This window comes from Rathayibacter sp. AC451 (assembly GCF_979253095.1).
In genome coordinates, this window is sequence record NZ_CEEDBD010000001.1 from 709,382 (window position 1) to 731,638 (window position 22,257).

Sequence of the window (22,257 nt, forward strand, 5' to 3'; positions counted from 1 at the left end):
CCTCAGCCGAGGAGGCGCGTCGGTCGCTCCGCCTCGTAGAGGGCGCGCACCTCGTCGGCGCTGAGCGCACGATCCCAGACCCGGACCTTCGCGAGGGTGCCGATCGCGTAGTTGCCCGGCCCCCTCGTGAGCTCGACCCCGCCGACGGTGAAGTCGCCCGGCAGCGGATTCAGGCCGTCCGCGAACAGATAGGGGTTCTTCGCGTAGGTGGCGCCCTTGTTGTCGGTGAACACCGGGTAGGCCACCGCTCGGCCGTTCAGGTAGGAGACGGCTGCGGCCCCGTCGTAGGTGCCCACGTGCAACTGCCACACATTCCGGCTGAAGGTGTCCCCCGACGCGGAGTAGTCGCGCGAGTACGGATAGCCCGGCGTCGGTCCACCGGTGCGCGACACGTGGAACGCGGCGCGCTCGTTGCCGCCGTAGGTGCCCAGATCGTAGAAGAGCCCATAGGACCGCGTCGGCCCGGCCGAGTTCTCCTTCCAGGCGCCGGCGATGAAGCCCGTGTCGAGGTCCGTCATCCGCACCCAGCTCGCGACCGTGACCGCGTTCCCGGTCGCTCCGATGGTGAGCCGACCGGTCTGAGCGGCCGGGATGCGGAGGTAGCTCGTCCCCGTCATCGTCACCCCGGTCCCCCAGGGCGTGCTGGTCCGGGTCGCCGACGTGCGCCCCGCCTGCAGGAGCGGCAGGTCTCCGTTCGTCGAGTAGTACGGCGCGAAGGGTTCGGTGAAGTTCCAGGTGGCGAGGGGAGGCGAGCCGGGAGCGGCGGGAGTCGGTGTCGCGGTCGGCGTCGGCGTCGCGGTCGGCGTCGGAGTCGAAGTCGGCGTAGTGGAGGGAGTGGGTGCAGCGGTGGGCCCCGCCGTCGGCGTCGTGGTGGCAGTGGGAGTCGGGGTCCCGACGGGCGTCGTGGTGGGAGTGGGAGTCGGGGTGATGACGGGCGTCGTGGTGGGAGTGGGAGTCGGGGTGGCGTCGGGCGTCGTGGTGGGAGTGGGAGTCGGGGTGGCGTCGGGCGTCGTGGTGGGAGTGGGAGTCGGGGTGGCGTCGGGCGTCGTGGTGGGAGCAGGGGTCGCGCCGGGCGTCGGCGTCGACGTGGTCGGTGTCGGGGTGGCCCCGGGGCCGGGGCTCGGGGAGGGGGTCGTTGCGACGGCGACGGCGTCGATCGTGATGCTGCGACTGCTGCCGATGTTGCCCGCGGCGTCCCTCGCCTTGGCCACGAGGACATGGCGGCCGGGGGCGAGGGCCGTGGCCGACGTGATCAGCGTCCATTCGCCGCCTCCGCCGATGACGGCGTTGCCGAGCCGGGTGGTGCCCGACCAGAAGGACACGTTGGTCACGCCGTGCGCGTCCGTCGCGGTGGCGACGAGCGTGGCGCTGCCCGCGACGGTCGCTCCGTCACGCGGTGTGACGATCGCCGCGACCGGTTTGACGACGTCGGGGAGAGGGGGAGCGGAGGAGGCGGACGGCGGCGGACCGGTGGTGGGGAGGGGGCGACGCCGACGGCGTCGGCGAGGCGGAGGTCGGAGTCGGCGACGCGTCCGGGGGAGCGGGCGCGGTCGCCGACGGCGCGGGTGCCGTCGGCGACGCGGCAGGAGGAGACGGGGTGGACGGCGTCGCTGTCGGAGGCGTCGGCGTCGTCGTCGGCCCGGACGCGGAGGGCGCGGGCGCCGGAGCGGAGGGCGTGGGAGCGGCAGGTGCAGCGGCCTGCGAGACCGTCACGGTGACGGAGGCGCTGCTCCCGATGTTGCCGGCGGCGTCGCGCGCCTTCGCCACGAAGACGTGCGAGCCCTCCGGGAACGTGCGGGTGTCGACCGGGAGGGTCCAGCCGTCGGCTCCGGCGACACCGTAGCCGAGGCGCTTGGAGCCCTCCCAGAACGAGAGCTGGGTGACCGCCACGTCGTCTTTCGCACTGGCCCGGAAGACCGTGGTGCCGGACAGGACGGATCCCCTCGTCGGCGCGAGGAACGACACGATCGGCTTCGTGGAGTCGCCCGCCGCCGACGCCGTCGAGGCGGGGGCCAGCGCGGCGCTGCCGGGAGCGGTGAAGACCGCCGCGACGAGCGCGAGGACCAGGACCGTGCCGAGGCGACCTCGTCGTCCATCCAAGTGGGTCACTGTGCACTCCGTTCACCCGTCGCCGGGTCGCCGCCGTCCGGGCCGCCCCGTCTCGTCACGAGCCTAGAAACGCTCACCGTGCCGCTCTGAGCCCGCGGCGGGGACATCCGGGGCCGGATCCGAGGGGCGATCCCGCGCATCGGCGTTCTGATCCCGCGCTTGCGCACCCGTGTCAGCCGCCGATGCGGGCGGGCCGCTCCGCCTCGTAGATCGCGCGCACCTGCTCCGGCGTGAGAGCCCGGTCCCAGACTCGGATCTTCGCGAACGTCCCCTTCGCGTAGTTGCCCGGGCCGGACGTCAACTCGACGGCGCCGACGGTGAAGTCGGCTGCCTTGGGGTTGAGCCCGTCCGGGTAGTAGTAGGGGTTCTTGGCGTAGGTGTTCCTCTGGTTGTCGACGAACCGCGGGTACGCGACCGCGGTGCCGTCGAGGTACGACGTGGCGTACGCGCCGTCGTAGGTCCCGACGTGCAGCTGCCAGACGTTGCGCGTGAAGAGGTTCCCCGAGGCGGAGTAGTCGCGCGAGTAGGGGTAGCCGGGAGTAGGTCCGCCCGTTCTCGAGACGTGGAACACGGTCCGCTCGTCGCCGCCGTAGAGGCCGAGGTCGTAGAAGAGCCCGTAGGAGCGGCCCTGGACCGTGCCGTGCTCGTTCCACGCGCCCGCCACGTAGCCCGTGCTGTTGTCGGTCATGTAGACCCAGCTCGCGACCGTGACCGCGTTGCCGGTCTTCCCGATCGTCAGGCGTCCCGCGTTCTCCGCGGGCACCCTCAGGAAGCTGGTCCCGGTCATGTTCACTCCTGTGCCCCAGGGCGTCGAGGCGCGGGTCGCGAGCGTCTTGCCCGCCTGCAGGAGCGGGAGGTCGCCGGCCGTCGAGTAGTACGGACCGGTGGGCTCCGTGAAGTCCCAGGCGGCCAGGGGCGCGGGGACCCCCGTCGCAGGAGGAGCGGGCGTCGTCGTCGGCTTCGGCGTCGCGGTCGCGGTCGGAGTGGCCGTCGGCGTCGCGGTCGGCGTGGCCGTCGGACTCGCGGTCGGCGCCGGGGTGCGCGTGGGTGTCGGAGTCGCAGACGGGACGGGGGTCGAGGAGACCGTGATCCGCACGGCCGCGCTGCTGCCGATGTTGCCCGCGGCGTCGCGAGCCTTCGTGATGACGGTGTGCGGACCGGCCGGGAGGGCCGTCGCGGAGGTGGTGAGCCCCCAGTCCCCGCTCGGCCGCTGCACGGCGTTGCCGAGCCGGGTCGAGCCCTCCCAGAAGGACACGGCCGTGACGCCGACGGCGTCGGAGGCCGTGGCGATCCAGGTCACGGGGCCGGAGACGGTGGAGCCGTTCGCGGGAGCGGTGATGGCCGTCGCCGGCTTCACGGTGTCCGGGCCGGAGGGCGCCGTCGGCCGAGGCGTCGCGGAGGCGGTGGCGGTCGGCGCAGGTCCGGGAGTGCTGGTCGGCTGCGGCGCCGCCGTGCCGATCGGCGTGGGTGACGAGGACGGGGTCGGGGAGCTCGCCGACGCCGTCACGCGGATCGCGGCGCTCGTGCCGATGTTCCCCGCGGCGTCCCGGGCCTTGGCCGTGATCGGCCTGATCCCGGTGCCGAGCACCCGGGTGTCGAGCGGGAGCGACCACCCGGCGGCGTCCTTCACCGCGTATCCGAGCCGTGTCGTGCCGGACCAGAACGAGACCTGCGTCACGCCGACGGCATCGGCGGCGGCCGCTCGGAACGCGGTCGTGCCCGAGACGGTCGCGCCGTCGCCGGGGGCGGTGATGGAGACGGTGGGCCGGATGGTGTCCGTCGCGGCGACCGCGGCGCTCCCCGCTCCGGAGACCGCCATCGGCAGCACCACGAGTGCCGCCAGGGCGGCCAGCAGGCCACCGCGCTTGATCGAACCCATTCCGTCGTCCCCCTGTGCCTGCCCGGGCGGACCCCCGGACCCCGTCACGATAGGCGAGCGATGCGAATCCCCGCGAACCCCCACCGATGACACAGCGACCGCTTTCCCAGCATCTGTCCAGCAGATGCCGGTGACGGACCACGACGGCCGAAGTGGGAGGATGCCCGGGAAGACGTCGTCGAACGAGAGGACCGGTCGTCATGACGGACACGGGCGTGCGAGGCCCTCGCCTCCTCGGATTCGGCTCGGGGCGCACTCCGCGTCTCGCCGCGACCTCCTGGGCGGCCCCGGGCGCCGTCCTCGTCGGCGACGTCGGACTCGGAGAGCGCGCGAGCGTCTGGTACGGCGCGGTCCTCCGTGCCGAGAGCGCCGCCATCAGGATCGGCGCGGGGAGCAACCTCCAGGACGGCGTGGTCGTTCACGTCGACGCCGGCTCCGATGCTGTCATCGGAGCGGGGGTCTCGGTCGGGCACAACGCGGTGCTGCACGGCTGCACGCTCGAGGACGACGTCCTGGTCGGCATGAACGCGACCGTCCTGAACGGCGCGGTCATCGGATCCGGGTCCCTCGTCGCCGCCGGAGCGGTCGTGCTCGAGGGATCGGTGATCCCGCCCGGCTCGCTCGTCGCCGGGGTGCCGGCGAAGGTGCGCCGTGAGCTGACGGAGGAGGAGCGCGCAGGCATCCGCAGGAACGCGGACTCGTACCTCGCCCTCGCCGAGCTGCACCGCGGGGCGGTGGACGTCGCGTAGAGCATCCGCGCCGACACGACGGGCAGGAACGCGAAGAGCCCCTGCGATCAGCAGGGGCTCTTCGACGTGATGGAGGGGCTGACGAGAATCGAACTCGCATCATCTGTTTGGAAGACAGAGGCTTTACCACTAAGCTACAGCCCCGGATTCGCGGCTCATCCGCCGCTGACCCGGAGGTCCGTGCCGACCTCCCGATCGGGCACCATGACACTGTAGTACATCCGGAGCGTGGTGCCCGAACCGATCGTCGCGGCGCGCGGGCCGGAGGGTGTTCCGACCGGGCGAGTCGCCGTGGAGTACACTTGCGAAGGCCATTTCGGCGTGTCGCGAGAGCGGACGTGCGGGGACGGCTCGACGAGAGTCTCACAGCACGGTGCCCCGGCCCGCGCATCCGGGGCGTAGCTCAGCTTGGCTAGAGCGCCCGCTTTGGGAGCGGGAGGTCGCAGGTTCGAATCCTGTCGCCCCGACCACGATTCTCATCGTGAAGACCTCGACCCGTGACGACCGGTTGCACGGCGCCGACACCAACCAGCACAGGAGATCCCCTCACGTGAAGACCACGGTAGAAAAGCTGAGCCCGACCCGCGTGAAGCTCGCGATTTCGGTCACCCCCGACGAGCTCGGCCCCAGCATCACGCACGCCTACGGCCACATCGCCGAGCAGATCAACGTCCCCGGCTTCCGCAAGGGCAAGGTCCCGCCGGCGATCGTCGACCAGCGCGTCGGCAAGGCCGCCGTGCTCGAGCACGCGGTCAACGAAGGCCTCGACGGCTTCTACCGCGAGGCCGTCCGCGAGACCGAGGTGCGCCCCCTGGGCCGCCCGCAGGCCGACATCGTCGCCTGGCCGAGCGACAAGGACTTCACCGGCGACCTCGAGCTCGCCATCGAGGTCGACGTCCGCCCCGAGGTCGACGTGCCCGACTACGAGGGCATCGAGCTCACGGTCGACGCGGCCGAGGTCACCGACGCCGACGTCGACGCGGAGCTCGACCGCCTGCGCAGCCGCTTCGGCACGCTCGTGACGGTCGACCGTCCCGCGAAGACGGGCGATTTCGCCCAGATCGACCTGATCGCGACCATCGACGGCGTCGAGGTCGACACCGCCAACGCGATCTCCTACGAGCTCGGCTCGGGCGAGCTGATCGAGGGCATCGACGAGGCGCTCGACTCGCTGACCGCCGGCGAGAGCACCACCTTCACCGCTCCTCTCCTGGGCGGCGACCACGCCGGTGAGCAGGCCGAGATCGCCGTCACCCTCACCGCCGTCAAGGAGCGCGAGCTCCCCGACGCCGACGACGACTTCGCGCAGATCGCCAGCGAGTTCGACACGATCGCCGAGCTCCGCGAGTCGCTCAAGGATCAGGCCGCTCAGCAGAAGACCTTCGGTCAGGGCGGCCAGGCGCGCGAGAAGCTCGTCGACGCCCTGCTCGCCCTCGTCGAGGTGCCGGTCCCCGCGTCGCTCGTCGAGGACGAGGTGCACCGCCACCTCGAGGGTGAGAACCGCCTCGAGGACGACGAGCACCGCGCCGAGGTCACCGAGGCGAGCGAGAAGACCTTCAAGACCCAGATCCTCCTCGACCACGTCGTCGAGCAGGAGAAGGTCCAGGTCAGCCAGGACGAGCTCACCCAGTACCTCATCCAGGGTGCTGCGCAGTACGGCATGGAGCCGAACGAGTTCATCAAGATCCTGTCCGAGAACAACCAGATCGGCCAGATGGTCGGCGAGGTCGCCCGCAACAAGGCGCTCGCGATCGTCCTGGGCAAGGCGAAGGTCGTCGACACCGACGGCAAGGCCGTCGACCTGACCGCCTTCACCGCCGTCCCCGGCGACGAGGACGAGACGGACGACGCCGCCGTGGAGGCGCCCGCCGACGAGACCCCGGCGGCCGACGAGGCGCCCGTCGTCGACGAGGCCCCCGCCGCCGAGGACGCGCCCGTCGCCGATGAGCCCGCCGAGGAGCCCGCACCGGCGCCCAAGAAGAAGCGCGCCCCCGCCAAGAAGAAGGTCGCCGCTCCCGCCGAGGAGACCCCGGCCGCCGAGTAGCACCCGCTGCAGCAGCACAGGAGCCGCCCCCGATCCGTCGGGGGCGGCTCCTGTCGTTCCCGGGGAGGCGCGCCGTCCGGTCCGCCCCCGGCGAACACCGCCCCCCTCCCGCTCCGCCCCCGGCGAACACGGCGGAGTCGGCGGGGGAGCGTCCGATAGATTCGCCTCCGAAGCGACAACTGAAACGGAGCAATACATGGCCGACATGGTTATGCCCAACAGTGTTTTCGACCGCCTGCTCAAGGACCGGATCATCTGGCTCGGTTCCGAGGTGCGCGACGAGAACGCGAACGAGATCGCCGCGAAGCTCCTGCTCCTCGCGGCCGAGGACGCAGAGAAGGACATCTTCCTGTACATCAACTCGCCCGGCGGCTCCATCACCGCGGGCATGGCGATCTACGACACGATGCAGTTCGTCCCGAACGACATCGTGACCGTGGGCATCGGGATGGCGGCCTCCATGGGCCAGCTCCTCCTGACCGCCGGCACCCAGGGCAAGCGGTACATCACGCCGAACGCCCGCGTCCTCCTGCACCAGCCGCACGGCGGGTTCGGCGGCACCGCGTCCGACATCCAGACCCAGGCGCAGCTCATCCTCGACATGAAGAAGCGCCTCGCCGAGATCACCGCCAAGGCGACCGGCAAGACGGTCGAGCAGGTCAACGAGGACGGCGACCGCGACCGCTGGTTCAGCGCCGAGGAGGCCCTGGCCTACGGCTTCGTCGACCACATCCGCGCCTCTGCGACGGACGTCGCCGGCGGCGGCGGAACCGCCACCGAGTGAGCCTTCCAGACGCGCCGAGAGATCAGGAACAGACAATGAACGCACCCACCTTCGGCGGAACGGCCTTCGGCTCCGGAGCCGCGCCGTCCTCGCGCTACATCCTCCCCACCTTCGAGGAGCGCACGGCCTACGGCTACAAGCGCCAGGACCCGTACGCGAAGCTCTTCGAGGACCGCATCATCTTCCTCGGCGTGCAGGTCGACGACGCCTCGGCGGACGACATCATGGCCCAGCTCCTCGTGCTCGAGAGCCAGGACCCGGACCGCGACATCGTGATGTACATCAACTCGCCCGGTGGCTCGTTCACCGCGATGACGGCGATCTACGACACGATGCAGTACATCCGCCCGCACATCCAGACCGTCGTGCTCGGGCAGGCGGCCTCCGCCGCCGCCGTGCTGACCGCTGCGGGCACGCCGGGCAAGCGCCTCGCGCTTCCCAACGCGCGCATCCTCATCCACCAGCCTGCCGTGCAGCAGGGCGGCGGGCAGGCATCGGACATCGAGATCCAGGCGGCCGAGATCATGCGCATGCGCGAGTGGCTGGAGGAGACGCTCTCGAAGCACTCCAACCGCTCGATCGAGCAGGTCAAGAAGGACATCGACCGCGACAAGATCCTCGGCGCGGACGATGCGCTCGAGTACGGGCTGATCGACCAGATCCTGACCAGCCGCAAGAGCCTCCCGGCTCTCACGGCCTGATCGACCCGGAGGGGCCGGAGCGGAGCGATCCGCGTCCGGCCCTTCCGTGCATCCGGCTCCGGGCCGAGCCGATGCACGGCACCGGCTCGTAGCGGATCCACACGACCGGGACAACGGTGGCCAATCCCGGCCCGCCTGCCGGCCCCTCGCGGCGCAACGGCTAGGCTCGGGAGGGCGATCACCGGTCCCCGCACGGCCGCTCGTGATCTCGACCGGCGCCCGAGGGCGTCACGCGGACCCCTGCGGCCCGCACGAACAGGCACCATCAGGCACGACACGACCGACGCACGACAAGGAAGTGGGGCATCCCCGTGGCACGTATTGGCGAAAGCGCCGACCTGCTCAAGTGCTCGTTCTGCGGCAAGAGCCAGAAGCAGGTGCAGCAGCTCATCGCCGGGCCCGGCGTCTACATCTGCGACGAGTGCGTGGAGCTCTGCAACGAGATCATCGAGGAGCGCCTCTCCGAGTCGAGCGAGGAGACGAGCCACGAGTTCGACCTCCCGAAGCCGAAGGAGATCTTCGGCTTCCTCGAGGAGTACGTCATCGGCCAGGAGCAGGCCAAGCGCGCCCTCGCGGTGGCGGTCTACAACCACTACAAGCGCGTGCGCGTGCGCAACACCATCACGTCGGCCGACGCGATCCACGACGAGATCGAGATCGCGAAGAGCAACATCCTGCTCATCGGGCCGACCGGCTGCGGCAAGACCTACCTCGCCCAGACTCTGGCCAAGCGCCTGAACGTCCCCTTCGCGGTCGCCGATGCGACGGCGCTCACCGAGGCGGGCTACGTCGGCGAGGACGTCGAGAACATCCTGCTCAAGCTGATCCAGGCCGCGGACTACGACGTCAAGCGGGCCGAGACCGGCATCATCTACATCGACGAGGTCGACAAGATCGCGCGCAAGGCCGAGAACCCGTCGATCACGCGCGACGTCTCGGGCGAGGGTGTGCAGCAGGCGCTGCTCAAGATCCTCGAGGGCACGGTCGCCTCGGTCCCGCCGCAGGGCGGCCGGAAGCACCCGCACCAGGAGTTCATCCAGATCGACACGACGAACGTGCTCTTCATCGTCGCGGGAGCGTTCGCCGGGCTCGAGGACATCATCTCGTCGCGCGCGGGCAAGCGCGGCATCGGCTTCGGCGCTCCGCTGCACAGCAAGGGCGACGAGATCAACATCTTCAGCGAGGTCCTCCCCGAGGATCTGCACAAGTTCGGGCTCATCCCCGAGTTCATCGGGCGCCTCCCGGTCGTGACCACGGTCACACAGCTCGACCAGGACGCGCTGATGCAGATCCTGACGGAGCCGCGCAACGCCCTCGTGAAGCAGTACCAGCGCATGTTCGAGCTGGACGGCGTCGAGCTCGAGTTCGACCGCGGCGCCCTCGAGGCCATCGCCGACCTCGCTGTGCTCCGGCAGACCGGCGCCCGCGGACTCCGGGCGATCCTCGAGGAGGTGCTCGGCCCGATCATGTTCGAGGTGCCCTCGTCCGACGAGGTCGCCCGGGTCGTGGTCACCCGCGCCGCCGTCCTCGACAACGCCGCTCCGACGATCGTGCCGCACGCCCCCCGTCGCCAGGAGAAGAGCGCCTGACACCGCCCTCCGCCCCCGTCGCGCCAGTTCAGCAGGATTGGCACGGCGGGGGCGTCGTCGTCCCCGCTCGCGTTCCCTAACCTGGCGGAGCGCGTCGTGGACGCGCCGCCCGGCTCGCCCCGGCGTCCGCGACCGGAGGAACCGTCATCGTCCAGCCTCTGCTCGCCGGGATCGTCGCCGCCCTGACCGGCTTCTCCAGCTCGTTCGCGATCGTCCTCGCCGGTGTCGTCGCCGTCGGAGCGACCGACAGGCAGGCCGCCTCGGGACTCCTCGCCGTGTGCGTGCTGCAGGGGCTGCTCTGCATCCTCCTCAGCCTCCGCTACCGGGTTCCCCTGACGTTCGCGTGGAGCACTCCGGGAGCGGCTCTGCTGGCGGCCACCGCCTCATCACCCGGGGGTTTCGACCGGGCGGTGGGCGCGTTCCTGGTCGCGTCGCTGCTGCTCGTGATCACCGGACTGTGGCCGGCGCTGGGGCGCCTCGTCTCCCGAATCCCGCGACCGCTCGCCAACGGGATGCTCGCCGGCATCCTGTTCCCGCTCGTGCTCGCACCTGTCCGCGCGGTGGTCGAGATCCCGGCGCTCGCCCTCCCGGTGATCCTCCTCTGGCTCCTGCTCGTGCGGCTGCTCCCGCGCTGGGCGGTGCCCGCGGCGATCGCACTGGCGATCGCGCTGCTGCTCGCGACCGACGGGGCGGCCCTCGCGGGCGCACCGCTGCTGCCGACCCCGGAGTTCGTGGCGCCGGTGTTCGAGATCGGCGCCGTGGTCGGCATCGGGCTGCCCCTCTACGTGGTGACGATGGCGGGCCAGAACATCCCCGGCATCGCCGTGCTCTCCAGCTTCGGCTTCCCCTCGCACTCGCGACCGGCCATCGTCTCCTCCGGTGCGCTCTCGGGCGTCGCCGCCCTCTTCGGCGGCGTGCCGATCAACCTCGCGGCACTGAGCGCGGCGCTGACCGCGGGTCCCGAGGCGTCCCCTCGGCCCGAGCGGCGCTGGATCGCCTCGGTGTCGGCCGGTGCGTCGTACCTGGTCCTCGGCCTCGTGGCGGGCGCGGCCACCGCGCTCGTCTCCTCGGCGAGCCCGCTGCTGATCGAGGCCGTCGCGGGCCTGGCCCTGCTGGGAGTCTTCGTCTCGGCCGTCCAGGCGGTCGTGGAGGACAGCCGGCTGAGGCTCCCCGCGGCCGCCACGCTGCTCGTGACGGCCTCCGGCACCAGCGTCGCCGGGATCGGCTCGGCCTTCTGGGGCCTGGTGGTCGGTCTGGTCGTGCTCGCGTGGCTGGTTCCACGGCGAGCGGTCCCTCCCGCTGACGCCGTGGCAGGGTCTCAGGCGCGGGGGAGCAGTCCCCGGCGGCGCAGCAGCGGCTCGGTCCGCGCGTCCCGCCCGCGGAAGTCGCGGTAGGCGCCGAGCGGGTCGCGCGATCCGCCGATCGCGAGGATGCCCTGCCGGAAGCGTTCTCCGGCCGCGCGGTCGAGGCCGCCGTTCTCCTCGAACCACTCGACGGTGTCGGCGTCGAGGATCTCGCTCCAGATGTAGGAGTAGTAGCCGGCGGAGTACCCGCCCGAGAACACGTGCGCGAAGTAGGTGCTGCCGTACCGGGGCGGGATCGCGGGGATCGAGAGGCCCGCCCGGCCGAGGGCGTCCTGCTCGAACGACGGCACGTCCGTGCGCTGCGCCCCGTCCTCCCGCTCGTGCCAGGCGAGATCGAGCAGCGCCGCCGCCAGGTACTCGGTCGTGGCGAAGCCCTCTCCCCAGAGCGAGGACGCCGTCAGCCGCTCGACGACCTCGGGGGCGAGCGGCTCGCCGGTCTCGACGTGGCGGGCGTACTCGGACAGGAGCTCGGGCCGGAGGACCCACATCTCGTTGACCTGGCTCGGGAACTCGACGAAGTCGCGGTAGACGCTCGTCCCGCCGAACCGCGGGTAGTGGACTGCGGCGAGCAGGCCGTGCAGCGCGTGACCGAACTCGTGGAAGAGCGTCCCGACCTCGTCGAGGCTCAGCAGTGCCGGCTCGCCCTCCCCGGGTGCCGAGATGTTCAGGTTGTTGACGACGACGGCGGAGTCGCCGAGCAGGCTCGTGCGTGTGGAGAGCGAGTTCATCCACGCGCCCCCGCGCTTGGAGTCGCGGGTGAAGGGGTCGAAGAGGAAGAGCCCGAGCGGCTGCCCGTCCTCCTCGAGGACCTCGAAGACGCGGACGTGGCGACTGTAGCCGACCAGGTCGCTCCGCTCCTGGAATCGCAGGCCGTAGAGACCCGACGCCGCGGCGAAGACGCCGGAGTGCAGCACCCGCTCGAGCTCGAAGAAGGGGCGCAGTGCGCTCGCGTCGACGGCGTAGGAGGCCGAGCGCACCCGCTCCTCGTAGTAGGCCCGATCCCATGCCGCGAGGGTGAAACGGGGAGCCCCCGCCGCGTCCTGCTCCTCGTCAGCGAGGGTCTGCATGCGCGCCAGCTCCCGCCGGGCGTTCCGGGCCGCCGGCTCGGCGAGCTCCTCGAGGAGCGCACGGACGCGCGCGGGCGAGCCGGCCGTCTGACCCGACACCACGAAGTCCGCGTGCGAGGAGAAGCCGAGCAGCCGGGCGCGCTCGGCGCGCAGCGCGACGATGTCCTGCAGGACCTCGCGGTTGTCGTGCTCGCCTCCCTCGCTCGCACGACCGACGGAGGCGCGGAGGATCCGCTCGCGCACGCCGCGGTCGCGCAGGCGCGCGAGCCACGGGTGGCCCGAGTACAGCGGGAGCGTCACCAGAACGCCGTCGAGGCCGCGGTCCGCAGCGGCACGGGCGGCCGCGGAGACCTCGGAGGAGTCGAGACCGTCGAGCGCGGAGCCGTCGTCGAGCAGTACCGCGCGCGCGTTCGACTCGGCCAGCAGGTTCTTCTCGAACAGGGTGGTCGATGTCGACAAGCGCTCGTTGAGCTCGCTCAGACGCTCCTTGCCGGCGCCGTCCAGCAGCGCTCCGGCACGCTCGAAGCCCGTCAGCACGCGCTCGAGCAGGTACGCGGTCTCGTCGTCGAGGGCGAGCTCGCCGCGCCGATCGCCCAGCTCGCGCAGGCGCTCGTACAGGCGGGGATCGAGGGTGATCGCATCGCTGTGGGCCGAGAGCAGTGGGGCGAGCTCCTGCTCGAGGGCGTCGGTCAGCGGTGTCCGGTCGGACGCGCAGACGGTGGAGAACACTGCGCTCACCCGACGCAGCGCCCGACCGGAACGCTCGAGTGCCACGAGGGTGTTCTCGACGGTCGGCGCGTCCTCGGAGGATGCGATCGCCTCGATCTCGGCGCGGTGCCGACGCAGCGCCTCCTCGAACGCGGGGCGGTACGCCTCCGGATCGACGGCGGCGAAATCGGGCAGCCCGTGGGGGAGCGTGCTCGGCTCGAGGAGGACGGCGACGGGATCGGAGGCGCTCACCCTGCGAGCCTAGGCGCCGGGGAACCGGATCAGCCCCAGTCGTCGTCCTCGCCCTCGACGCGTCCCTGCGGCTGCGTGATGTAGGCGGCGTCCTCGTCGGGACGGTAGGTGACGGTGGTGCCGTCGTCGAGCTCGAGCACCGGCTTCCCCTCGAGCCAGGTCAGCTGCCATCGCCAGTCGGAGGTGTCCGTGCCGGCCGTGACGAGCTCCTGCTCGACGTCGCGCAGAGCGGTGACGACGATCTCCGGAAGGGTCTGCGGCGGTTCGCCGCCGAGGGCCCAGCGTGTTCCGAGCTGCATCCTGTGCGTCCTCTCGTCGGTGGTCCGGGAGGCGGGCGCCGGGACTCCGGCGCCCGCCCGCGAGCTGCTACGCCTCGGTCTCGAGCTCGATGTCCACGGCCAGTGTGCCACCCTCGGCGAACTCGAGGGCGGCGATCCGGCCGACCGCGGCGATGTCGCCGGAGGCCAGGCGCAGGGCCGACACGAGCTCCGCCGGAGCCGTGACGACGGCCGAGCGGGCCGGGGTCTTCTGCGAGGCCTTCGCGTCGGTCTTAGCGCGTCGGATCGCGGTGAGGACCGTGCTGGCGGCGGTGAGGACCGCGGGGTCGCCGCCGAGACCGGACTGCTCGGGCCACGGCTGCGAGTGGATCGATCCGTCGTGCGACCACGACCAGGTCTCCTCTGTCGCGAAGGGGATGAACGGAGCGAACAGGCGCTGCAGAGCGTCGAGCGCGAGGTGCAGCGCGGCCGCGGCCGAGGCGCCGTCCTCACCGTAGGCGCGCTCCTTCACGAGCTCGAGGTAGTCGTCGCAGAACGTCCAGAAGAACGCCTCCGTCGTCTCGAGAGCCCGGGCGTGGTCGTAGTTCTCGAGCGCGGTCGTCGCCTCCGCCACCACGGCGTCGAGGGTCGCGAGCATGCTCAGATCGAGCGGGTCGGTCACCTCCGCACCCGGGGTCTGCGCGAAGCCGTGGATGAACTTGGCCGCGTTCAGCACCTTGATCGCGAGGCGCCGGCCGATTTTGATCTGCGTCGGGTTCTGCGGATCGAAGGCCGCGTCGGTGCCCAGGCGCGACGAGGCGGCCCAGTAGCGCACGGCGTCCGAGCCGTGCTGCTCGAGCATCCCGGCCGGAGTGACGACGTTGCCCTTGGACTTCGACATCTTCTTGCGGTCCGGATCGACGATGAAGCCCGAGATCGTCGCGTTGCCCCACGGCGCGCGCGAGTCCTCGAGCTGCGAGCGCAGCAGGGTCGAGAAGAGCCAGGTGCGGATGATGTCCTGGCCCTGGGGTCGCAGGTCGTAGGGCGCGACCAGCTGCCAGAGCTCGTCGTCCCGCTCCCAGCCGCCGGCGAGCTGCGGGGTGAGCGAGGAGGTCGCCCACGTGTCCATCACGTCGAGCTCGCCCTGGAACCCGCCCGGCACGCCGCGCTGGTCCTCCGAGTAGCCGGGTGCGGGGTCCGAGGACGGGTCGACGGGCAGCGCCGACTCCTCCGGCACCAGCGGCCGGTCGAAGACGGGGTTGCCGTCGCCGTCGAGCGGGTACCAGACGGGGATCGGCACGCCGAAGAAGCGCTGACGCGAGACCAGCCAGTCGCCCGAGAGGCCGTTCACCCAGTTCTCGTAGCGCACGCGCATGAACTCCGGCACGAAGCGGACGTCCCGCCCGAGCTCCAGGAGGCGCTCCTTCAGAGAGGCGTCCCGCGCCCCGTTGACGAGGTACCACTGCCGGGTCGAGACGATCTCGAGCGGCTTGTCGCCCTTCTCGAAGAACTTCACGGGGTGGGTGATGGGGCGCGGCTCGCCCGTCATCTCGCCCGACTCCGTGAGGAGCGCGACGACGGCCTGCTTGGCCGAGAAGACCGTCTTGCCCGCGAGCTGCGCGTACGCCTCGCGACCGGCGTCGCTGGTGATCGCCGCGGGCGCCTCCGACACGATGCGTCCGTCGAAGCCGATGATCGCGCGGTTGGGCAGATCGAGCTCGCGCCACCAGACGACGTCCGTGACGTCGCCGAAGGTGCAGATCATGGCGATGCCCGAGCCCTTGTCCTTCTGCGCGAGGTGGTGCGCGAGCACCGGCACCTCGACGTCGAAGAGCGGGGTGCGGACGGTCGTCCCGAAGAGCGGCTGGTACCGCTCGTCATCGGGGTGCGCGACGAGCGCGACGCAGGCCGGGAGGAGCTCGGGCCGGGTCGTCTCGATGAAGACGTCGTCTCCGCCGTCGCGGTGGAACCCGATCCGGTGGTAGGCGCCGGGCTGCTCCTTGTCCTCCAGCTCGGCCTGCGCGACCGCGGTGCGGAACGTGATGTCCCACAGGGTCGGGGCCTGGGCCTGGTACGCCTCGCCGCGCGCGAGGTTCCGGAGGAACGCGCGCTGCGACGCCGCCTGCGACTCCTCGCCGATGGTGCGGTAGCTCTGCGACCAGTCGACCGAGAGGCCGAGGGTGCGCCAGAGGTCCTCGAACTGCTTCTCGTCCTCGACGGTCAGGCGCTCGCAGAGCTCGATGAAGTTGCGTCGCGAGATCGGCTTCTGATCGGCCGCCTTGCTGCTCTTGTTGTCGCCCCCCTCGAACGGAGGCGTGAAGCCGGCCTCGTAGGGGAGCGTCGGGTCGCAGCGGACCCCGTAGTAGTTCTGCACGCGGCGCTCGGTGGGCAGGCCGTTGTCGTCCCAGCCCATCGGGTAGAAGACCTTGCGGCCGCGCATGCGCTGGAAGCGCGCGACGACGTCGGTGTGCGTGTACGAGAAGACGTGCCCGATGTGCAGCGAGCCGGAGGCGGTCGGGGGCGGGGTGTCGATCGAGTAGACGTCTGCGCGGGTGAGACCGGTGCGGTCGAACCGGTAGGTCCCGTCGGTCTGCCAGACGAGGCCCCACTTGCTCTCGAGGCCCTCGAGGGCGGGCTTCGCGGGGAGGCGGTCGGCGAAGGTCATGATTCTCCGGTTCGATATGGGCGGCACCGTGTCGGTGGTGATGATGCCTGGATGGCGGCGCTGGAGCGGATCGCTCACCGGCCGCGCCGATCCTACCGCGGCGTCGCGGTGCGGGAGCCGGGCGGGGTCAGTCGACGACGGAGGCGAAGCCCGCGCGGATCGGGGCGAGCGCCTCGTCGAGGTACGGCACCAGCTCACCGCGGGTCGGACCCGCCGCGGCCCAGGCCTGCACCGCGGCCACGGCTGCTCCGACGCTCGCGTAGGCGATCGCCCGGGTCAGATGCGTGGGCAGCGGACGCGAGGCCCGCTGCTCGATGAACGCCGCCACGATCGCGGCCTGCCGGGCGAGGCGGGAGAGCGCGGACGCCTGGAGCTCGTGCACGCTGCCGATGAGAGCGCTCTGGGTGAGCGCCCACGGCACGGAGGAGGGGCCGAAGCCGGCGCCGACCGCCAGCAGCGCGTCGCGCAGTCCGTCCATCGCGGGCCGCTCGGGGTCGGTCGCGGCGAGCGCGGCGGGCAGCTCGGACAGGCGGTCGTCGACGAGCACCCAGAACACGTCGCTCTTGGACTCGAAGTAGTTGAAGAAGGTGTTCCGCGAGACCCCGGCCCGCTGGGCGATGTGCTCGACGGTCGTGCCGGCGTAGCTCTGCTCCAGAAACAGGTCGAGTGCGGCGTCCTCGAGCATCGAGCGCGACGAGGCCCTGGGGCGTCCTCTGCCCGTCGCACCCGCCATGATCGCTCCCGCTCCGCATCCGCTCGACGCGCTACGATATCCCTCAACGACTTCGACCCGGCCATCACCGGCGAGTCTCCGGAAGAACGGCGTCGGCTCAGGCCTGCGCTCAGTAGAACCGGACGGGTACGGCCCGTGACAGCCGATCGAGTGGGAACGTCTCCGAGGCTCGCGCCGAGGAGCGGTCCAAGCGAGGTGGTACCGCGACCCCGGCCCGGGCTGACAGATCCGGGCGGGCCGTCCTCGTGCAGCCCAGCATCACTGCCAGGAGATCGCACGTGACCTATCCCTTGACCCCGCCCACCCCCGGTGACGCCGACGCGTCCGGCTCCGCCTTCGGCCGCGGGGTGGCCGCTTCGCCGCGCTTCCCCCGAGATCGAGGAGAAGGTGCTCGCCTACTGGAAGGCGGACGACACCTTCCAGGAGTCGATCCGCTCCCGCGAGGGCGCCCCCGAGTGGGTGTTCTACGACGGCCCTCCGTTCGCCAACGGGCTGCCGCACTACGGCCACCTGCTGACCGGGTATGCGAAGGACCTCTTCCCCCGCTTCCAGACGATGCGCGGCAAGCAGGTGCACCGCCGCTTCGGCTGGGACACCCACGGCCTGCCCGCCGAGCTCGAGGCGGAGCGCCAGCTCGGCATCACCGACAAGTCCCAGATCGAGGAGATGGGCATCGCCGCGTTCAACGCCGCGGCGAAGGAGTCGGTGCTGCGCTACACCGGGGAGTGGCAGGACTACGTCACCCGCCAGGCGCGCTGGGTCGACTTCGAGAACGACTACAAGACGCTCGACCCCTCCTTCATGGAGTCCGTCATCTGGGCGTTCAAGCAGCTCTACGACAAGGGCCTCGCCTACGAGGGCTACCGCGTCCTCCCGTACTGCTGGCGCGACCAGACCCCGCTCTCGAACCACGAGCTGCGGATGGACGACGACGTCTACAAGATGCGCCAGGACCAGACGGTGACGGTCACGTTCCCGCTGGTCGGCGAGACGGCGGAGGCGCTGAGCCTCACCGCCGTGCGCGCGCTCGCCTGGACGACCACCCCGTGGACCCTGCCGACCAACGCCGCGCTGGCCGTCGGCCCGGACATCGAGTACGCGGTGCTGGCCGCAGGCCTGAACGGTGCCGCCGACGGCAAGGGCGAGCCGGAGGAGCGCGAGCTCTCGGCCGAGTACCTCCTGGCGATCGACCAGGTCGGCGCCTACGCGAAGGACCTGGGCTACGACGACGCCGAGTCCGCCCGCGCCGCCGTCTCGAGGACCCTGCGCGGGCGCGAGCTCGAGGGCGTCAGCTACGACCGGCTCTGGGACCACTACGCCGACACCGAGGCCTGGGGCACGCAGAACGCCTGGCGCATCCTGGTCGCCGACTACGTCACCACGACCGAGGGCACGGGCATCGTGCACCAGGCGCCCGCCTACGGCGAGGACGACCAGAAGGTCTGCGAGGCGGCGGGCATCCCCGTCATCATCTCCGTCGACGACGGCGGCCGCTTCCTCCCGCAGATCGCGGAGGTCGCCGGCCTGCAGGTCTTCGAGGCGAACAAGCCGCTGACCCAGCTGCTGAAGGCGCAGCACCGACTGCTCCGCCAGGCGAGCTACGAGCACTCGTACCCGCACTGCTGGCGCTGCCGGAACCCGCTGATCTACAAGGCCGTCTCGAGCTGGTTCGTGCGGGTGACCGCGTTCCGCGACCGCATGGAGGAGCTCAACCAGGACATCACCTGGGTCCCGGAGAACGTCAAGGACGGCCAGTTCGGCAAGTGGCTCTCGGGCGCGCGCGACTGGTCGATCAGCCGCAACCGCTACTTCGGGTCGCCGATCCCGGTGTGGAAGAGCGACGACCCCGAGTACCCGCGCATGGACGTCTACGGCTCGCTCGACGAGCTCGAGCGCGACTTCGGCGTGCGTCCGCAGGATCTGCACCGCCCCTTCATCGACGAGCTCACGCGCCCGAATCCCGACGACCCGACGGGGCGCTCGACGATGCGCCGGATCACCGATGTCCTCGACGTCTGGTTCGACTCGGGCTCGATGCCCTTCGCGCAGGTGCACTACCCGTTCGAGAACGCCGACTGGTTCGACTCGCACAACCCGGCCGACTTCATCGTCGAGTACATCGGGCAGACGCGCGGCTGGTTCTACACGCTGCACGTGCTCTCGACGGCGCTCTTCGACCGTCCCGCCTTCCGCAACGTCGTCAGCCACGGGATCGTGCTCGGCAACGACGGCCAGAAGATGTCGAAGTCGCTGCGCAACTACCCCGACGTCGCCGAGGTCTTCGACCGCGACGGCTCCGACGCGATGCGCTGGTTCCTGATGTCGAGTCCGGTGCTGCGCGGCGGCAATCTGGTCGTCACCGAGGAGGGGATCCGCGAGGGCGTGCGCCAGGTCCTGCTGCCGCTCTGGAGCACCTGGTACTTCTTCTCGCTGTACGCGAACGCGTCCGGTGACGAGGGCTACTCGGCGACCCGCCGCACCGACTCCGAGGACGTCCTCGACCGCTACCTGCTCGCCAAGACGCACGACCTGATCGAGACGGTCACCGGTCACCTCGAGGCGCTCGACTCGACCCTCGCGGCCGCCGCGCTGCGCGACTTCGCCGACGTGCTGACCAACTGGTACGTCCGCCGGTCCCGCGACCGGTTCTGGCAGGGCGTCGACGCCGAGGGCGGGGGAGCGGAGGCGTTCGACACGCTCTTCACCGTCCTCGAGACCGTGACCCGGGTCGCCGCTCCGCTGCTCCCGCTGGTCTCCGAGGAGATCTGGCAGGGCCTGACGGGCGGCCGCAGCGTCCACCTCACCGACTGGCCGAGCGCGGACGAGTTCCCCGTCGACGAGTCCCTCGTCCACGCGATGGACGCCGTCCGCGGGATCTCGTCCACGGCGCTCTCGCTCCGCAAGCAGGCCGGGCTCCGCGTGCGCCTGCCGCTCGCGCGCCTGACCGTCGTCGCCGACGCCGCCGAGCTGGCGCCCTTCGAGGCGATCCTGCGCGACGAGCTGAACGTGAAGGAGGTGGCGCTCGTGCCGCTGGTCGACTCGAGTGCCGCCGACTACGGAGTCACCTCCCGGCTGTCGGTGAACGCGCGGGCCGCGGGTCCGCGCCTCGGCCGCGGCGTCCAGACCGTCATCAAGGCCGCCAAGGCCGGTGACTGGAGCGAGATCGACGGCGTCGTCACCGCCGGCGGCGTCGAGCTCGTCGAGGGCGAGTACGAGCTGACCCTCGAGGTCGCGGGATCCGGAGCGGACGACCGCGCCATCGCTCTGCTGCCCCGCGGCGGCTTCGTCCTGCTCGACACGGCGACCACGCCGAAGCTCGAGGCCGAGGGCCTGGCCCGCGACCTCATCCGGGCGGTGCAGGACGCCCGCAAGTCGGCCGGGCTCGACGTCAGCGACCGCATCGTCCTCGACGTCATGCTCGACGAGGTCAGCCTCGCCGCGCTCGCGCCGCACGGCACCTGGATCGCCGAGGAGACGCTCGCGACCGGGTCCGCCTTCACCCCGATGACGGTCGCCCTCGAGGGCGGAGAGGGCGCGGTCGCCTTCGGACCGGCCGGCACCGCCATCATCCGCGTCGAGAAGGTCGAGGCCGCCGATGTCTGATCCGTTCGGGAACGACTCCGATCGCGTCGCCGCCGAGGCGGTCTACAGCGCCCTGCTCGAGCGGCTCGGGGAGGCGAACGTGCGTCCGCGGCTCGCGCCGACGCGGCGGGCCGTCGAGATCCTCGGCGACCCCCAGCGCGCGTACCCGGTGATCCAGATCGCGGGCACCAACGGCAAGACCTCCACCAGTCGGATGATCGAGAGCCTGCTGCGCGCGCACGGACTGCGGGTGGGGCTGTTCACCAGCCCGCACCTCGAGCGCTTCAACGAGCGCATAGTCATCGACGGGGAGCCGATCTCGGACGAGAGCCTCGTCGCGAACTGGCAGGACGTCGAGCCCTACATCCGCATGACCGACGCCGAGCTGGCCGAGCAGGACGAGCCCCCGCTGTCGTTCTTCGAGGCGATCACGGTGCTCGCGTACGCGGCCTTCGCCGACGCGCCGGTCGATGTCGCGGTCGTCGAGGTCGGGATGGGCGGCGAGTGGGACTCGACCAACGTCGCCGACGCGCAGGTGGCCGTGTTCACCCCCATCGCTCTCGACCACACGGAACGTCTCGGCTCGAGCATCGAGGAGATCGCGCGGACCAAGTCGGGCATCGTGAAGCCTCTCGCCTCGGTCGTCTCGGCACGCCAGACGCCCGAGGCCGAGGCCGTCCTGCGGCACGCCGCCGAGGCCACCGAGTCCTCGATCGCCTTCGAGGGCTCCGAGTTCGACGTCCTCTCGACCACGGTCGCGGTCGGCGGGCAGCTCGTCTCGGTGCGCGGACTCGCCACGACCTACGGCCAGCTCCTGCTGCCGTTCTTCGGCGACCACCAGGCCGAGAACGCGGCCGTCGCGATCGCCGCCGTCGAGACGTTCATCGGCGGGGGCTCGCAGGAGCTCACCGGCGACGTGCTCGACGAGGGGCTCGCCGCGGCGACCTCGCCCGGACGTCTCCAGATCGTCGGAGCGTCGCCCCGCACCGTCGTCGACGCCGCGCACAACCCGCACGGCGCCGCCTCCCTCGCCGCCGCTCTGGGGCGCTACTTCGACTTCGACCGGGTCACGGCGGTGCTCGGCGTCCTGGCCGAGAAGGACGCCGAGGGCATCCTGCAGGCTCTGCGCCCGGTCGTCGACGAGCTCATCGTCACCCGGGCTCCGAGCGACAGGGCGCTGGCGGCCGACGATCTCGCCGCTATGGCGCGCACCGTCTTCCCGGCGGAGTCGGTGCGCGTGGCGGAGGATCCGGACGCGGCGCTCACCGCCGGTCGCCTCCTCGCCGCCCGCACCGAGAAGGGCGCCCTCGTGATCACGGGCTCGCTCACCCTCGTCGGCCGGGCGCTCACGGTCGCCCGCGACGAGAACTGGCAGGGTTCGTGAGAGCCGGGCGGCCGCGCCGCAGCAGGACGGTCCGCGAGAGCCTCGCCTCGATCGTGCTCGGCTTCGAGGTCGTCATCGTGTTCCTCGCGACGCTGGTCGCGTTCGGGCTCAAGGTCGGCGATCCGGTCGTGGTCCTGGTGGGCGGCGGAGTCGTCTGCCTCGCCATGCTCGCGACGCTCCGGCTCCTGGACCGCCCGCTCGGCATCAGGATCGGCTGGGTGCTGCAGTTCGTTATCGTTGCCTCGGGTCTGCTCGTCCCGATCATGTTCGTCATCGGCGCGGCCTTCGTGGCGCTCTGGACCTACTGCATCGTGACAGGCACCCGCCTCGACGCCCAGGCGCGCCCTCCGGCGGCCGGGCCCCCCGACCCCACCGAAGGAGACCGCTGAA

General features: G+C 71.3%; 16 protein-coding genes and 2 tRNA genes. 10 read left to right on the forward strand and 8 right to left on the reverse strand.

Annotated elements, in window-relative coordinates; translation table 11 throughout:
* Positions 1-2 precede the first annotated feature (2 nt).
* From AC0CID_RS03360 to AC0CID_RS03370, 3 genes are all read right to left on the reverse strand, one after another.
* Entirely contained in the window at positions 3-1,406 is a 1,404-nt protein-coding gene (locus AC0CID_RS03360) for a LamG-like jellyroll fold domain-containing protein (protein WP_465228038.1), read from the reverse strand.
* Positions 1,390-2,109: an Ig-like domain-containing protein gene (locus AC0CID_RS03365; protein ID WP_465225786.1), complete on the reverse strand. Its 720-nt coding sequence runs from the start codon at positions 2,107-2,109 to the stop codon at positions 1,390-1,392. Before AC0CID_RS03365 ends, AC0CID_RS03360 begins: the two co-directional genes overlap by 17 nt.
* A gap of 172 nt (positions 2,110-2,281) precedes the next feature.
* Positions 2,282-3,988, reverse strand: coding sequence for an Ig-like domain-containing protein (locus AC0CID_RS03370; protein WP_465225787.1), 1,707 nt, complete (start codon positions 3,986-3,988; stop codon positions 2,282-2,284).
* A gap of 200 nt (positions 3,989-4,188) precedes the next feature.
* Here AC0CID_RS03370 and AC0CID_RS03375 point away from each other — a divergent pair, with 200 nt between their 5' ends.
* Positions 4,189-4,737 (forward strand): gamma carbonic anhydrase family protein, encoded by a 549-nt coding sequence (locus AC0CID_RS03375; protein ID WP_465225788.1) that lies wholly within the window; start codon positions 4,189-4,191, stop codon positions 4,735-4,737.
* Between the two features lie 70 nt (positions 4,738-4,807).
* Here AC0CID_RS03375 and AC0CID_RS03380 read toward each other — a convergent pair.
* A tRNA-Gly gene (locus AC0CID_RS03380) sits at positions 4,808-4,881 on the reverse strand.
* 248 nt (positions 4,882-5,129) lie between these two features.
* Here AC0CID_RS03380 and AC0CID_RS03385 point away from each other — a divergent pair.
* The 6 genes from AC0CID_RS03385 to AC0CID_RS03410 all read left to right on the forward strand — a co-directional run bounded on the left by AC0CID_RS03385 (position 5,130) and on the right by AC0CID_RS03410 (position 11,249).
* Positions 5,130-5,207: transfer RNA gene (locus AC0CID_RS03385), tRNA-Pro, on the forward strand.
* An 80-nt stretch (positions 5,208-5,287) separates the two neighbouring features.
* Positions 5,288-6,781, forward strand: coding sequence for a trigger factor (gene tig, locus AC0CID_RS03390; protein WP_465228039.1), 1,494 nt, complete (start codon positions 5,288-5,290; stop codon positions 6,779-6,781).
* 196 nt (positions 6,782-6,977) lie between these two features.
* The gene (locus tag AC0CID_RS03395) at positions 6,978-7,565 is read left to right on the forward strand and encodes an ATP-dependent Clp protease proteolytic subunit (RefSeq protein ID WP_207406431.1); all 588 of its coding nucleotides are present in this window, start codon (positions 6,978-6,980) and stop codon (positions 7,563-7,565) included.
* 35 nt (positions 7,566-7,600) lie between these two features.
* Positions 7,601-8,266 carry an ATP-dependent Clp protease proteolytic subunit gene (locus AC0CID_RS03400; protein ID WP_055792392.1) on the forward strand — a complete coding sequence of 222 codons (666 nt, stop codon included), beginning with the start codon at positions 7,601-7,603 and terminating at the stop codon, positions 8,264-8,266.
* Positions 8,267-8,577: 311 nt separating this feature from the next.
* Entirely contained in the window at positions 8,578-9,855 is a 1,278-nt protein-coding gene (gene clpX / locus AC0CID_RS03405) for an ATP-dependent Clp protease ATP-binding subunit ClpX (protein ID WP_207406430.1), read from the forward strand.
* Between the two features lie 209 nt (positions 9,856-10,064).
* Positions 10,065-11,249: a benzoate/H(+) symporter BenE family transporter gene (locus AC0CID_RS03410; RefSeq protein ID WP_465228040.1), complete on the forward strand. Its 1,185-nt coding sequence runs from the start codon at positions 10,065-10,067 to the stop codon at positions 11,247-11,249.
* Here AC0CID_RS03410 and AC0CID_RS03415 read toward each other — a convergent pair.
* The 4 genes from AC0CID_RS03415 to AC0CID_RS03430 form a co-directional block, all read right to left on the reverse strand.
* Positions 11,174-13,246, reverse strand: coding sequence for a M3 family metallopeptidase (locus tag AC0CID_RS03415; protein ID WP_465225789.1), 2,073 nt, complete (start codon positions 13,244-13,246; stop codon positions 11,174-11,176). The genes AC0CID_RS03410 and AC0CID_RS03415 overlap by 76 nt on opposite strands.
* A gap of 29 nt (positions 13,247-13,275) precedes the next feature.
* On the reverse strand, positions 13,276-13,545 hold the full coding sequence (locus AC0CID_RS03420; protein ID WP_207406427.1) for a hypothetical protein: 270 nt from the start codon (positions 13,543-13,545) through the stop codon (positions 13,276-13,278).
* 67 nt (positions 13,546-13,612) lie between these two features.
* Positions 13,613-16,168 carry a valine--tRNA ligase gene (gene valS / locus AC0CID_RS03425; protein WP_207406433.1) on the reverse strand — a complete coding sequence of 852 codons (2,556 nt, stop codon included), beginning with the start codon at positions 16,166-16,168 and terminating at the stop codon, positions 13,613-13,615.
* Positions 16,169-16,295: 127 nt separating this feature from the next.
* Positions 16,296-16,853: a TetR/AcrR family transcriptional regulator gene (locus tag AC0CID_RS03430; RefSeq protein ID WP_465225790.1), complete on the reverse strand. Its 558-nt coding sequence runs from the start codon at positions 16,851-16,853 to the stop codon at positions 16,296-16,298.
* A 357-nt stretch (positions 16,854-17,210) separates the two neighbouring features.
* Between AC0CID_RS03430 and ileS the strand changes: the two genes are divergently transcribed.
* The 3 genes from ileS to AC0CID_RS03445 are packed head-to-tail and all read left to right on the forward strand — an operon-like array spanning position 17,211 to position 22,256.
* Positions 17,211-20,504: an isoleucine--tRNA ligase gene (gene ileS, locus AC0CID_RS03435; RefSeq protein ID WP_465225791.1), complete on the forward strand. Its 3,294-nt coding sequence runs from the start codon at positions 17,211-17,213 to the stop codon at positions 20,502-20,504.
* On the forward strand, positions 20,497-21,867 hold the full coding sequence (locus tag AC0CID_RS03440; protein WP_465225792.1) for a bifunctional folylpolyglutamate synthase/dihydrofolate synthase: 1,371 nt from the start codon (positions 20,497-20,499) through the stop codon (positions 21,865-21,867). Before ileS ends, AC0CID_RS03440 begins: the two co-directional genes overlap by 8 nt.
* The gene (locus tag AC0CID_RS03445) at positions 21,864-22,256 is read left to right on the forward strand and encodes a DUF4233 domain-containing protein (RefSeq protein WP_465225793.1); all 393 of its coding nucleotides are present in this window, start codon (positions 21,864-21,866) and stop codon (positions 22,254-22,256) included. Before AC0CID_RS03440 ends, AC0CID_RS03445 begins: the two co-directional genes overlap by 4 nt.
* Position 22,257 lies beyond the last annotated feature (1 nt).

Bases quoted from the DNA above. Each gene is read 5' to 3' on its own strand.
- AC0CID_RS03395 (WP_207406431.1), top strand. From the start codon at position 6,978: ATGGCCGACATGGTTATGCCCAACAGTGTTTTCGACCGCCTGCTCAAG.
- AC0CID_RS03400 (WP_055792392.1), top strand. From the start codon at position 7,601: ATGAACGCACCCACCTTCGGCGGAACGGCCTTCGGCTCCGGAGCCGCG.
- AC0CID_RS03440 (WP_465225792.1), top strand. From the start codon at position 20,497: ATGTCTGATCCGTTCGGGAACGACTCCGATCGCGTCGCCGCCGAGGCG.
- AC0CID_RS03420 (WP_207406427.1), bottom strand. From the start codon at position 13,545: ATGCAGCTCGGAACACGCTGGGCCCTCGGCGGCGAACCGCCGCAGACC.
- valS (WP_207406433.1), bottom strand. From the start codon at position 16,168: ATGACCTTCGCCGACCGCCTCCCCGCGAAGCCCGCCCTCGAGGGCCTC.
- AC0CID_RS03430 (WP_465225790.1), bottom strand. From the start codon at position 16,853: ATGCTCGAGGACGCCGCACTCGACCTGTTTCTGGAGCAGAGCTACGCC.
- AC0CID_RS03375 (WP_465225788.1), top strand. From the start codon at position 4,189: ATGACGGACACGGGCGTGCGAGGCCCTCGCCTCCTCGGATTCGGCTCG.
- AC0CID_RS03370 (WP_465225787.1), bottom strand. From the start codon at position 3,988: ATGGGTTCGATCAAGCGCGGTGGCCTGCTGGCCGCCCTGGCGGCACTC.